The organism is Pectobacterium aroidearum (genome assembly GCF_041228105.1).
Taxonomy (GTDB): Bacteria; Pseudomonadota; Gammaproteobacteria; order Enterobacterales; family Enterobacteriaceae; genus Pectobacterium; species Pectobacterium aroidearum.
Map to the genome: position 1 here is coordinate 1,514,357 of NZ_CP166097.1, position 14,064 is coordinate 1,528,420.

Annotated in this window: 11 protein-coding genes; all 11 read left to right on the forward strand. The window is 48.4% G+C overall.

From position 1 onward, the window contains the following. The first annotated feature begins 413 nt into the window (after nt 1-413). The 11 genes from AB8809_RS06790 to AB8809_RS06840 all read left to right on the forward strand — a co-directional run bounded on the left by AB8809_RS06790 (nt 414) and on the right by AB8809_RS06840 (nt 13,989). The gene (locus AB8809_RS06790) at nt 414-1,550 is read left to right on the forward strand and encodes a D-alanyl-lipoteichoic acid biosynthesis protein DltD (RefSeq protein ID WP_182099822.1); all 1,137 of its coding nucleotides are present in this window, start codon (nt 414-416) and stop codon (nt 1,548-1,550) included. Continuing rightward, nucleotides 1,547-1,669, forward strand: a complete 123-nt coding sequence (locus AB8809_RS06795) for a hypothetical protein (RefSeq protein WP_005970020.1) — start codon at nt 1,547-1,549, stop codon at nt 1,667-1,669. Before AB8809_RS06790 ends, AB8809_RS06795 begins: the two co-directional genes overlap by 4 nt. Before the next feature lie 10 nt (nt 1,670-1,679). Next, complete coding sequence (locus AB8809_RS06800) at nt 1,680-2,798, forward strand: membrane-bound O-acyltransferase (protein ID WP_349855891.1); 1,119 nt, start codon at nt 1,680-1,682, stop codon at nt 2,796-2,798. Further along, entirely contained in the window at nt 2,795-4,228 is a 1,434-nt protein-coding gene (locus tag AB8809_RS06805) for an AMP-binding protein (protein WP_349855828.1), read from the forward strand. Before AB8809_RS06800 ends, AB8809_RS06805 begins: the two co-directional genes overlap by 4 nt. 16 nt (nt 4,229-4,244) lie before the next feature. Beyond that, nucleotides 4,245-4,466, forward strand: a complete 222-nt coding sequence (locus AB8809_RS06810) for an acyl carrier protein (RefSeq protein ID WP_010300175.1) — start codon at nt 4,245-4,247, stop codon at nt 4,464-4,466. Nucleotides 4,467-4,700: 234 nt separating this feature from the next. Next, a complete protein-coding gene (locus tag AB8809_RS06815; RefSeq protein WP_015841089.1) occupies nt 4,701-5,579 on the forward strand; it encodes a TauD/TfdA family dioxygenase in 879 nt (292 codons plus the stop codon). Further along, entirely contained in the window at nt 5,576-7,012 is a 1,437-nt protein-coding gene (locus AB8809_RS06820; protein ID WP_349855827.1) for an FAD-binding protein, read from the forward strand. Before AB8809_RS06815 ends, AB8809_RS06820 begins: the two co-directional genes overlap by 4 nt. Nucleotides 7,013-7,221: 209 nt before the next feature. Continuing rightward, nucleotides 7,222-9,654, forward strand: a complete 2,433-nt coding sequence (hsdR, locus tag AB8809_RS06825) for an EcoAI/FtnUII family type I restriction enzme subunit R (RefSeq protein ID WP_349855826.1) — start codon at nt 7,222-7,224, stop codon at nt 9,652-9,654. A 72-nt stretch (nt 9,655-9,726) separates the two neighbouring features. Further along, nucleotides 9,727-11,199 carry an N-6 DNA methylase gene (locus tag AB8809_RS06830; protein WP_349855825.1) on the forward strand — a complete coding sequence of 491 codons (1,473 nt, stop codon included), beginning with the start codon at nt 9,727-9,729 and terminating at the stop codon, nt 11,197-11,199. Then, nucleotides 11,199-12,875 carry a restriction endonuclease subunit S gene (locus AB8809_RS06835; protein WP_349855824.1) on the forward strand — a complete coding sequence of 559 codons (1,677 nt, stop codon included), beginning with the start codon at nt 11,199-11,201 and terminating at the stop codon, nt 12,873-12,875. Before AB8809_RS06830 ends, AB8809_RS06835 begins: the two co-directional genes overlap by 1 nt. Nucleotides 12,876-12,885: 10 nt before the next feature. Next, the gene (locus tag AB8809_RS06840) at nt 12,886-13,989 is read left to right on the forward strand and encodes a nuclease (RefSeq protein ID WP_349855823.1); all 1,104 of its coding nucleotides are present in this window, start codon (nt 12,886-12,888) and stop codon (nt 13,987-13,989) included. Nucleotides 13,990-14,064: the final 75 nt, after the last annotated feature.

Genomic DNA, 14,064 nt, shown 5'->3' on the forward strand with positions numbered 1-14,064 from the left:
GCGAATCCGTAATATTCGAATATATTAAGTTAACATTAAGAGAATGGTTTGTCAGATGAAATAAAAAGGAAGGTCAGGATGACGCTATTCGTACTTATTCATCACACCAAAGATTCTTGAACGCCATCATCACTGAAATCACTCACAAATCTGAGAACTCGGAGCTGTCAACAACCCTTTACTACCTCATATTCAGGCAGCGTAGATGATAATGACGGCCTGAAAACCCTTCTCCTGTCTGGTTATCAGCCTGATTATTGTGACGGACATAAACACTGTACATACCGTTACACAGCAACGCTCATCATCGGCGATAAGCCTGGTATATAATCCAAAAATACAGGGATCGATTTACTGTGAAGATAAAAATTCACAACTTTCAAACAATAAATATCATGTAGCCTTACTTTATAATGAAAATCAAAAATACTCTCTGCCTACATATCCTGATGGCTACCCTTGCCATCCTGTTTCTTAGCGTTCCCCCGCTGGTGAAGAGCGTTGATCCGGCGCTGACATTCCAGCCGATGATTAACACGATGGAAGGGACGGCAAAAGAACAAAAGGAAAAGATAGCCACCATTTCCCATGCATTACAGGGAAATGCGATTTTCTTTCTCGGGGCTTCCGAGGTATCTACATCGGAAGATGAACATTACGCTGTCTATAATTACTTTAATAACCAGTTACATCGTCCGGTTGTGGCCTATGGCGATAGCTATGTAGATAGCGTCACGCACTTTTTACTGCTTTCACGTTTTAAAAATGAGCTTAACGCTAACAGTAAAGTTGTTTTGCTGCTGGCACCCGATAGCTTTTATTCAGACGGTATTCCCCCGGCAATTTTTGCCAATAATTTCCCGGCATCTATTTTTAATCCCCTGATGCAGGATGATCAGACGCGCCCCTTTTTGGTCAATTACTTACAACATATCGATAAAGAAGAGATAAGCCACTTAACGTTTGGCCAAATGCAAGTCTATGGCTGGGATCCACAAATTATCTGGCAGGAAGTGAGTTATCAATTTGCTAATTTCTGCGAGCTAATAAAAAACGACTGGCTGTCGATGCTAGGTATTATTCCCCAGCCGACACAACCGTGGCCACATCAGCCAACCGTCAATACGATTCCTGACTGGAATCGCGAGTTGGCGCAGGCTCAGGTGTTGAATCAGTCCCGCGAGCAAAGTGCAGACACATTGTGGATGGATAAGTCCGTTTTTGCAGACGATAAAACACCGGAAGAGTGGGACGATGCGCCGATTGTTCCGGCGCAGATGGAAGCGTTATCGGCGACGATCAAACTGCTGAAAGCGCGTAACGTCCAGTTTGTGGTGATTGTCGATCCGATTAATCCGTGGGCGATTAAAAATTCCGAGAAATTCCAGCCAGTCGATAGCCAGATCAGATCGATGCTGGAGGCAAATCAGGTTCGCTATTTTGATATGTATGCGCAGCCTTATCAGAACGGCTGGAATTGGGATCGCCTGCACCCAACCGATCCAGCATGGGTCGCGATGGATCAATTTATTGCAGAGAGTTTTAAATGATGAAAACTGCCATTCGCCTTTTTTTCCTTTATCTCTTTCTGGCAGTCACCATCGTTGCATGGACTTCTGTTGATGAAAGCATGAGTTTAAAAGTGCATTTTGAATATCAAAAATTCTGAAGGATGAATGATGTACAGCTCCGGAATGTTTTTTTTCCTTCTGTTTTCATCGGCGTTACTGTTCGCGCTGGTTAATCGCGTATTCAGTTATCGGCTGACGTATTTATCCGCCTTTTCCGTATTGGTGGTGCTAGGCTGGGGATATATTTTCCAGGGGGATTACCTTGTTCCCGCGGCGGTTTTCCTGAGCTTTTATCTTCTGGTCACCTTAAAAGAGAAAGGGTGGTTAAAAACCTGGCAGGCAGTCAGCCTGACGCTGTTGCCGCTGTTTTTGGTGAAATTACACCTCAATAACCACTGGGGCATGATCGGCCTGTCCTTTATGACCTTTCGCGCCATTGATGTGCTGCTTTATCGCAGCAAAAAAGATGGTCAGCATTTCCTACATTACTTCTGCTACCTCTTTATGCCTTTTATTATTCTGGCTGGCCCGATGTATCGCTGGCGGACATGGGTTAATGACATCACTAAGCCTGTCTTCACGCTCACCCGTGAGCAGTTTTTGGTGGCCATGGAGCAAATTTTTACCGGCATTATTCAGAAGTTCTTATTTGCCATGCTGATCAATAACCTGGTTATTGAATCGTGGAGCCATCGCCCGTTTACGTTAAGCGTTGGTGTCGTGATGTCGCTGGCCTACAGCGCCTATCTCTACTTTGATTTTGCCGGCTACAGCAATATGGCTATCGGGGCTGGTCGCTTATTTGGCCTGAATATCCCGGCAAACTTTAATCTGCCTATTCTGGCCAAAAACCCGCAGGATTTCTGGCGGCGCTTCCATATCAGCCTGTCTGAATGGCTGCGGGATGTGGTCTTTATGCCGATTTATATGAATCTGATGAAGCTCGACTTTTTCCGACAGAACAAAACGCTAGCGCAGAATATTGGTATCTTCTGCACCCTGTTTTGTATGGGAGCATGGAACGGGCTTGAACGACATTATGTCATCAGCGGCGCGCTGTTTGGCGCCATTTCCGTTGCTCACAACATGCTGCAGTGGTCAGCCAAACGCAGCCCAACGCTGAGCAATTGTCTACATCATCCGGTTATTGTGTTCATCGGTCGAATTCTGACGCTGGCAAGCGCCGCGGCCTCCCTCTACATCTTTAGCGGAATGTCTCCTCTATGAACCTTCACTCTGAGCTTCAGGAACTGCAAGATTTCCTCCGTGCGGCCTTACTCCAACCCGCCAACCCAGATTGGTTGGCGATTAGCGGCAGCGATGACGCGATGACCTGGCAACAGCTCTCCGTCGCCGTGACAGACTGGTGGCATCGCTATCAGCAATGCCAGCAGCCTGCGGGATTGCCGGTCGTGTTATATGGTCACCAGCAGGCGGAGTTTGCCGTAGCGATCTATAGCTGTTTGCTGCATAACATTCCGTATATCCCAGTGGATTGCATCTATCCGCAAGAGCGGCTTAAAGAGATTTGCCATCTGGCGAGCGCGCCTTACTATTATGATGTCGCGACCCGACAGTTCATTGCGACCGGGGAGGCCGGACAGGCGCTGGTCGAGGAGGAGCTCGCCTATATTATGTTTACCTCTGGCAGCACCGGAAAACCTAAAGGGGTGCAGATCGGGCGTGAAAGTCTGTGGCACTTCATGAAGTGGGTACGTCAGGACTTTTCGCTGCCGGACGTGCCGGTGCTGATGAACCATGCGGTGTTCAGCTTCGATCTCTCGTTGATCCCGTTGCTGGCGAATCTGGCAACCGGAGGGCATATCGTTTTGAATGCGAAAGAGGATATCGCGGCAGAAAACTGGCTCGATCGCCTGAAAGACAACGGCGTTTCCGTCTGGGTGTCAACGCCCTCTTTCGCTTACCAGAAGCTGCTCTCGCCTCAGTTCAATAGTGAATATTTACCTGAACTCAACGTCTTCGTGTTCATTGGCGAAGTGCTAAACAAAGCACTGGTCAAACAGCTACGCCGCCGTTTCCCACACGCCAAAATTCTCAACTCTTATGGGCCAACAGAAGCGACTATCGCGACCACCGTCATCGAAATCACAGATGACATTCTGCACAGCGATAACGACCTGCTGCCGGTCGGCGCGATGATGCCGGATTCCAGAATGGAAATTACCGCTGAAGGTGAATTGATTATTTGGGGCAAAAACGTGATGCGCGGATACCTTGGGCTAGCGAAAGAGAATGCCGAAAAATTGCTGCGTCGGAAAAGCGAAGCGTTCCGGGGCTACAGAACGGGCGATCTGGGCTACGAGAATGGGTTGCTATACTGTCAGGGGCGCAATGACAGCCAAATCAAACTGAATGGCTACCGTATTGAAATCAACGAGATTGAAAACCGCCTGCTGGCGATGTCCGACATCAGTGAAGCGGTGGTTCTGCCGCTGATGAAATCGGGCGGCGGCGTTCTGCGCATCGCGGCGTTCTGCGTCACGAACTTAGCGCCTGAAGCGATTAAAACGTCACTCTCGAAAGTCATCCCGCCTTACATGGTGCCTTCCCAAATTATTATCAAAGATGCGTTGCCGCTGAATCCTAACGGCAAAATCGACCGTAAACTGCTGGACACCCATGCCCGCACGATCTAATGACTCAGGAAAAATGATGGAACAAGAAATACTCGCGCTGTTTGAAAAGATCTTATCCCGCAAAGTGGGTTTCAACGATGAGCTGATAGAGTCCGATATTCTCGACTCTATTCTGGCGGTCGACTTGGTACTGGAAGTGCAGGACGTTTACGGCTGCGTGATCCCGCCAACCGAAGTCGCTACCGTTCTGAAAACGCCGGCGGACTTGGCTCGCTATATTGAAGAGAACCGCGGCTAAGCCTGAAACGGCAACGGCTTTTCATGATTTAAAAACCCTGGATATTTATCTGGGGTTTTTTTATGGGATTTTATTCAGGGCCATTACATCATCAGATAGTGGTGAACAAGAGGGGGGAGTGATTCTCTATTCCAACCACCCTAATTATTATAATTGTATCCGTGGTGTTGAAAATTTGTTGCCGATATTATCTGAAAAGATCTTTCAACAATGGATAATACACGGAGACGTAAAATGGACTCATTCACTTTAGAAGATCGATTTAATTATCAACCTTTAACCAATTCTCAAGGTGAAATCTACCCTTTTGGCGTGCGTATTGAACCTAAACAGTCAGGTGTGCATATTGGCGAATTATCGCCTAACTGGCTGCGTACACTCGTAGAGAACCAACAATTAGTGATACTGCGGGGCTTTGATAGCTTTACGAGTGCAGAAAATTTAACAACATACTGCGCCGCCATGGGTGACATTATGCAATGGCCGTTTGGCGCCGTGTTGGAACTGGTTGAACAGCCCGATGCTACCGATCATATCTTTGCTAACAACTATGTCCCCTTGCACTGGGATGGCATGTACCTTAAGACCGTGCCTGAGCTCCAGGTCTTTCAATGCGTCTCAGCGATTGGCGAAGGGCAGGGTGGGCGAACCACGTTTTCTAGTACCACCACGGCGTTACGTCTGGCATCACCCGAAACCAAAGCGCTGTGGCAGCGTGCAACTGGTCAGTATCAGCGTGCCGTCGAGCTATACAGCAGTACTGCACTGGCCCCTATTATAGAGCAGCACCCCTACCGCACATATCCCGTCATTCGCTTTTGTGAGCCGCCGATTGCTGGCGATAAAGAATTCTTGAACCCATCCACTTATCATTTCTCAGGCATTGAACCTGAAGAGCAAGAGCTATTACTCAGCAGTTTGCAACAAGCCTTATATGATCCACGGGTTCAATATGCGCATCAGTGGCAAAGCGGCGATATTGTCATTGCAGATAACTACTCGTTATTACACGGTCGTGAATCTTATGCCAGCCAGAGTGGCCGTCATCTACGTCGGGTGCATATCCATGCTAAACAGCCGCTGACTAACCCACATTTGGTGCAGCCGTCATGAAACCACAGCATGTTGATCTTATGATTATCGGCGCTGGGCCTGTCGGCCTGGCCTGTGCCTATCTTGCTCAGCTATCAGGTTTAAGCACCGTCATCATCGATAAATCATCGGGGCCGTTAACGGTAGGCCGTGCTGATGCACTAAACGCCCGTAGTTTGCAGCTGTTTGAAATTATCGGTTTATTCGACGAGCTTTATCCCTTAGGCAAAACCTGCAATACCAGCTCAGTCTGGTCAAAAGGTAAATTTATTTCACGCCAATCTACCTGGTGGGATGCTTTAGAAGGCTGTTTTCACAAGCATTTTTTAATGATTGGTCAGGCTTATGTGGAACAAGCTCTCGATAATAAGCTCACCGAGCTAATAAATAGTGCCGTGCGCCGTAATACTTCTGTGGAAGATATTGTGCTGGAGGACGACGGCTGTCTCACCACGCTCACCAGCGGTGAGACCGTGCGTTCCCGGTATTTGATTGGTGCAGATGGTTCACGATCGTTTGTGCGCCAACACTTTGCTATCCCGTTTGAGATCACTCGACCACAAATTACCTGGGCAGTGATTGATGGCGAAATAGAAACTGATTTCCCAAAAGTACCAGAAATTATTGTTTTCCAGGCAGAAACCGCGGATGTCGCCTGGATACCACGTGAAGGTAAGATTGATCGTTTCTATATCCAGATGGAGAGCGAGGACTTCACGCAACAGCAGGCGATAGATAAAATTAACCATGCTCTGCAACCACACCGTCTGCAATTCAAGTCGATTGAGTGGTACTCACAATTCTCGGTTAAAGAGTCTGTAGCAGAACACTATATCCTTGAAAATAAATTATTTATCGCTGGCGATGCGAGCCATATTCACTCGGTAAATGGTGGGCAAGGGTTAAATACTGGGTTGGCCGATGCATTTAACCTCATCTGGAAAATCGCGATGATTACCCATCATCATGCGCCCCAAACGCTATTACAGACTTACGAAACAGAGCGAAAAGCGGTCGCGCTGGAAGTGGTAAAAACGTCAGCGGAACTCGTGCGTTCGACCAAAACCTCAGAGACAGGCAACCATGCCGATGATTACGTCAAGATTGTCGAAAAACGTGCGGGTTACATCACGGGGATGGGCGTTCGCTATGGAACCGACGGGCGTGTTGGTGAAAGGCTGCATGATTTTATGTGGCGTGATCCTCAATCTGGTCAGCCTGGCAGAATTTACTCACATTTAAATTATTGTCATTACAGTTTGCTCATCATCGGCACAGCGACGGTACCAGCATCACTGCCTGATATCGTCAATATTCTGCACATTGAAGCGGGAAGTAGCCCCTATTCCGATCAATATCTGTTAGTTCGGCCAGATGGCTATATCGCCGCCACCGCTCCTCTCGACCAACCTTCAGTCATCAGTCATTACTTCAGTGGCTGGCGAGTTCAATAGAATAAACGTTGCTGGCTCAGTGGGATTGTACTGAGCCGACTTCACTCTGCTTACAGTGTTATCCAGTTACATGTTCTGGGAAGCCGTAGAATTTGTTCTGGCGAATAATGATTTTGCCAGTAGCTGTCCAAAATGTCGTTTCGGGTCATTACCTAACTCACTAATCTGTGTAAAATCAGAGCTAACCCAATATCGTGGAGTGACCTGCTATGGCTGGCGTCAACAAAACGCACCTGACTGAAACGGATATCATCACCAAATTTATTCTGCCTGCGCTTAAGGAGGCTGGCTGGGATGATTTGGCGCAGATTCGTCAGGAAGTGAAATTGCGTGATGGCAAGATTGTGGTTCGCGGAAAACTGGCTTCACGTGTCAAAGTCAAATCTGCTGATATTGTGCTCTACCACAAGCCGAACTTGCCGTTGGCGGTTATCGAGGCCAAAGCCAATAAGCACGCCATCAGCAAAGGGATGCAGCAAGGATTGGACTACGCTAGCCTGCTTGATGTGCCCTTTGTCTTTGCCTCCAACGGTGATGGATTCATCTTCCACGATAAAACCAACCCGCAACAACTCGAATCCGAAATTGCCCTTAGCGATTTCCCAACACCTGAACAGCTCTGGCAAAAATACTGTGTCTGGAAAGGGTTCACCCAGCAGCAGTTGCCGGTTATCAGTCAGGATTATTACGACGATGGCAGTGGGAAATCTCCCCGTTACTATCAGATGCAGGCGATCAACCGCACGGTAGATGCCGTATCGGCAGGTAAGAACCGTATTCTGCTGGTCATGGCGACTGGCACGGGCAAAACCTATACCGCGTTCCAGATAATCTGGCGGTTATGGAAAGCCAAAAACAAAAAACGTATCTTGTTTCTTGCGGACCGCAATATTCTGGTCAATCAGGCTAAGCGTAATGATTTTCAACCGTTTGGCAACGCGATGACTAAAGTCACCGGGCGTACCATCGATCCGGCTTATGAGATACATCTGGCGCTGTACCAAGCGATAACTGGCCCGGAAGAGTACCAGAAAGCGTACAAACAAGTTTCACCGGATTTCTTTGACTTGATAGTGATTGATGAATGTCACCGTGGCAGTGCGTCTGAAGACTCTGCCTGGCGCGAGATTCTGGAATATTTCGGCAGCGCCACGCAGGTCGGTCTGACGGCAACGCCGAAAGAAACCGAAGAAGTCTCCAATATCGATTATTTCGGTGAACCGGTTTACACCTATTCGTTGAAAGAGGGCATTGAAGACGGTTTCCTCGCCCCTTACAAAGTGGTACGCGTTGATATCGACGTGGATGTGCAGGGTTGGCGACCAATAAAAGGTCAACTGGATAAATACGGCAAAGAAATTGAAGACCGTATCTACAATCTGAAAGATTTTGACCGCACGCTGGTCATTGATGAACGCACCATGCTGGTGGCGCAGACCATCACCGATTACCTGAAACGTACTAACCCGATGGATAAAACCATTGTTTTCTGCAACGACATCGATCACGCCGATCGTATGCGTCATGCACTGGTGATACTCAATGCGGAACAGGTGTTGAAGAACGAAAAATACGTGATGAAAATCACCGGTGATGACGAGATCGGCAAGGCCCAACTGGAGAACTTTATCGATCCCAAAAAAGCCTACCCGGTTATCGCAACGACATCAGAGTTGATGACCACTGGCGTCGATGCACAGACCTGCAAGCTGGTGGTGCTGGATCAAAACATCCAGTCGATGACCAAATTTAAACAGATCATCGGGCGTGGCACGAGAATCAACGAAAAGCACGGTAAGCTGTGGTTCACCATTCTTGACTTCAAAAAAGCGACAGAGCTGTTTGCCGATCCTCGCTTTGACGGCTTGCCAGAAAAAGTGCTGGTGGTAAAACCCAGCGACATTTCCGACCAAGATTCCGATTTCAATGAAAAGCTGGATGAGGAAGATGACGGCGATACTGCCGCCAATAAAGCGCGAGAAGACCCCGCTGACTATCAGATTAATCATGACAAACATTGGGGCAATGGTGAATTCCATGACGATGACGACAACAAAGTCCGCAAATTCTATGTGAACGGCGTGGATGTAAAGGTGCTGGCTAAGCGCGTTCAGTATTACGATTCTGATGGCAAATTGGTGACCGAATCCTTTCAGGATTACACCCGTAAAACGATGCTCAAAGATAGCGAGTACGCATCACTGGATCGCTTCGTGCGTAAATGGCAGGATGCACCACGCAAACAGATCATTATTGAAGAACTAGCGCAATTGGGAATTCTGTGGGATGTGCTGGCGGAAGAGGTGGGTAAAGATCTCGACCCGTTTGATTTACTCTGTCATGTGGTGTACGGTCAGCCGCCGTTAACGCGTCAGGAACGCGCGGCCAATGTGCGTAAACGTAACTATTTTACGAAATATGCACAACCGGCGCAGCAGGTTCTCAGCACGCTGCTGGATAAATACGCCGATGAAGGCGTGCAGGAAATCGAGGACGTTCAGGTTCTTAAATTGAAACCGTTCGATGCGTTGGGGCGTCCGATAGAAATCATTAAAACCCGCTTTGGTGACAAAAAGGCGTATGAGCAAGCCGTCAACGAACTGGAGAACGAAATCTACCAGCTACCACCGCGCTCAGCCTGATAACGAATAAACATCGTGCCACTGGTCGCACCTGCGTCCGGTGGCATCCTTTTTTAAGTATGGAAAGAATACATGTCGATTAGCTCAGTCATTAAATCCCTTCAGGACATTATGCGTAAAGACGCCGGGGTAGACGGTGATGCCCAGCGTCTGGGGCAACTTTCATGGCTGCTGTTTCTGAAAATTTTTGATACCCAGGAAGAAGAGTTGGAACTGGAGCAGGATGACTACCAGTTCCCGATCCCACAACGCTATTTATGGCGTAGCTGGGCGGCGAACAGCGAGGGCATCACCGGTGAGGCGTTGCTGGAATTTGTGAACGACGATCTGTTCCCAACCCTGAAAAACCTCACTGCGCCGATTGATAAGAACCCGCGTGGCTTTGTGGTAAAACAGGCGTTCAGCGATGCCTACAACTACATGAAAAATGGCACGCTGCTGCGTCAGGTGATCAACAAGCTAAATGAAATCGACTTCAGCAGCAGTCAGGAGCGTCATCTGTTTGGCGATATCTACGAACAGATCCTGCGCGACCTGCAAAGCGCCGGTAATGCGGGCGAGTTCTATACCCCGCGCTCGGTGACGCGCTTTATGGTCAACCGCATCGATCCAAAACTCGGCGAGTCGATTATGGACCCGGCGTGCGGTACTGGCGGCTTCCTTGCCTGTGCGTTCGACCATGTGAAAGAACATTACGTCAACACCACCGAAGACCACAAAACGCTGCAAAAGCAGATCTATGGCGTGGAGAAAAAGCAGCTTCCGCACCTGCTGTGTACCACCAATATGCTGTTGCACGGCATTGAGGTGCCGGTGCAAATTCGCCATGACAATACTCTCAATAAGCCGCTTTCTTCGTGGGATGAGCAGGTTGATGTGATTGTGACCAACCCACCGTTTGGCGGCACCGAAGAAGACGGCATTGAGAAGAACTTCCCGGCAGAGATGCAGACCCGTGAAACGGCGGACCTGTTCCTGCAACTGATTATCGAAGTGCTGTCAGACAAAGGCCGCGCGGCGGTGGTGTTGCCGGACGGTACGCTGTTTGGCGAAGGTGTAAAAACCAAAATCAAAAAGCTGCTCACCGAAGAGTGCAACCTGCATACCATCGTGCGTTTGCCGAACGGCGTGTTTAACCCGTACACCGGCATTAAAACCAATATTCTGTTCTTCACCAAAGGTCAGCCGACTAAACAGGTGTGGTTCTACGAACACCCATACCCGGACGGCGTGAAGAACTACAGCAAAACCAAACCGATGAAGTTTGAGGAGTTCCAGACTGAAATCGACTGGTGGGGCAATGAAGCGGACGGTTTTGCCAGCCGTGAAGAGAACCATCAGGCGTGGAAAGTCAGCATCGACGAGATCATCGCCCGTAACTTTGACCTCGATATCAAGAACCCCTATCAGGGCGAAACCATCAGCCACGATCCAGATGAGCTGCTGGCCGAGTACCAGACGCAACAGGCAGAAATCAGTGGGCTGCGTAACCAGTTACGCGATATCCTCGGCGCTGCGCTAGCGGGCAACAAGGAGGCGAACTGATGACCGTTGAGACGCTGATCACCGACCATATCGATATCTGGTCTTCTGCGCTGCAAACCCGCTCGACAGCGGGACGCGGCAGTAATGGCAAAATCGACCTCTATGGCATTAAGAAACTGCGTGAGCTGATTCTGGAGCTGGCGGTGCGTGGCAAACTCGTGCCTCAGGACCCGAATGACGAACCCGCGTCTGACTTGTTAAAGCGTATTGCCGCCGAGAAAACGGAACTGGTGAAGCAGGGTAAGATTAAAAAGCAGAAGCCGCTGCCGGAAATTAGCGAGGATGAGAAGCCGTTTGAGTTGCCGGAGGGGTGGGAATGGGTAAGACTAGGGGAGTTATTTAACTCGATAGCGAGTGGAGGAACTCCCAGTAAGTCTAATCCTGATTTTTGGAATGGAGATATTCCTTGGGCCAGTGTAAAGGACTTGGGCAAAGAGAAATATATTGCAAAAACTCAGGATTACATTTCCCATCAAGGTTTGAATACGGGAAGTAAATTAGCTGATGAAGGTGATATTTTAATCTGTACTCGAATGGGGTTGGGTAAAATTGGAATCGCATCATGCCCTGTAGCGTTCAATCAAGATCTTAAGTCGGTAAAACTGACTAGTGGTGTTTCTCTTGATTTTTTCTTTAATACATATTCAACGGTAAAAATAAAAGGGACAGGAACTACGGTTGAAGGTATAAAACAAGAACAACTTCTTAATTATGTTATTGGCCTTCCATCGGGTAATGAACAGCACCAGATCGTTGAAAAAGTTGACGAACTAATGTCCCTCTGTGACCAACTGGAACAGCAATCCTTGGCCAGTTTGGACGCACATCAGCAATTGGTAGAAACCCTGTTAGCAACGCTGACCGACAGCCAAAATACCGAAGAACTCGCCGACAACTGGGCGCGAATTAGCCAGCATTTCGACACGCTGTTTACTACCGAAGCGAGTATTGACGCGCTTAAGCAAACTATTCTGCAACTGGCGGTGATGGGTAAATTAACAAAGCAGGTTAAAGCAGATTCTGTAGAGTACAAGACTTCTCACATTGATGGTCTTTCTATTTATAATGATATTAATGAAAGAATCCCAAAATCTTGGACTCTAAGGACATTAGATAACATATCCTCCGCAATCATAGATTGCCCTCATTCTACTCCAAAGTGGGCCAATGAAGGTTTTATTTGTGTCCGGACCAGCCAAATAAAGCCAGGCTATCTAGAATTAAAAGACTCTCGCTATGTAAGCGAACAAACATATAAAGAAAGAATTCAGCGCCTTGAGCCGATTTATAATGACATTCTTTACAGTCGTGAAGGCGGTGTATTGGGTGTGGCATGTCGTATTCCAGAAGGTAATAAAATATGTCTTGGGCAAAGGATGATGTTAATTAGGCCTAGTGATAAGGTTTTATCTGAATATCTTGAGATTGTCCTAAACAGTCCATTGATTACAATTTTAGCGCAGCAGATGACTACAGGAGGGGCGGCACCAAGAGTAAACGTATCTACTGTAAAAAAATACCTCATCCCGCTTCCCTCAAAGGAGGAGCAATACAAAATAGTTTCAAGGGTTAATAAGTTATTTGCTTTGTGTGAAACCCTCAAGTCTCGCCTGCAATCCGCCCAGCAAACCCAGCTCCACCTAGCGGGCGCACTTACCGACGCAGCACTAAACTAAGGAACAGACGATGCCGGTTCATCATGCTATCTGGCGAGTAGGGGAAAACCCTCAGCCGCTGACCATCAGCAAACTCGCCAGCGAACAACTGCTGGAGAAGATGATCTTAAACGATCCCACCATCCTCTCTGACCAGTGGATGATTATCGGGCATCAGGAACCGACGCTCGATAAAGGGCGTATCGACCTGTTGGCTATTGCGCCGGATGCCTCGCTGATCCTGATTGAGCTTAAGCGCGACCGCACGCCGCGTGAAGTGGTGGCGCAGGCGCTGGATTACGCCTCGTGGGTGGATGATTTAACCGCCGATCGTCTGTCGCAGATTTATGAAAAATTCTCCGGCGGCGGCAATCTGGGCGACGCATTCAAGCAACGCTTCAATACTGAACTGGAAGAGGAGTCACTCAACCAGTCGCACCAAATCATCATTGTGGCGGCAGAGCTGGATCCCTCCACCGAACGCATCGTAGACTATCTAAGCAAAAATGGTATCTCAATTAATGTGTTGTTCTTTAAGGTATTCCAACACGGCGACGAGCAGTTCTTAAGCCGCACCTGGCTTATCGACCCGAGCGAAACGCAAACCAATGCCGCACAGGCCACCGCCGTAGCAAGCGCCAACGCGAAGGAGCCGTGGAACGGGGAGTTTTACGTCTCGTTTGGCGATCCGCAAAGCCGTGTTTGGGAAGAGGCGCAACACTACAACTTTATCAGTGCGGGCGGCGGAAGCTGGTACAGCCAGACGTTAAAACAGCTTCAACCGGGCAACCGTGTATGGGTAAAAATCCCGGCGAAAGGCTACGTCGGTGTTGGTATTGTGCAGAGCGCGGTTGAACCTGCCAGCAGCTTCACTATCAACACCGAAGAGGGGGAAAAGCTGGCAATGGATGTACTGAAGCACGGCGATCTCTATCGCTTGAACGCGGATGACCCTGAGAAGTCTGAGTATTTTGTTCCCGTGAAATGGTTGGAAACTCGCAGTGAGCAAGAGGCAGTTAACGAAGTGGGGTTCTTCGGCAACCAAAATACGGTCTGCAAGCCTACAACCCAGAAATGGCGGCATACTGTCGAGAAATTAAAGCGCTATTTCGGAAATTGGAACGCCGAATTGTAATGCTCAAATGATGATTTTTCCCGACAGACAAGAAATGAGTATCTCAGAAGACGTCTAAAAGTGAATGGTTCGGTT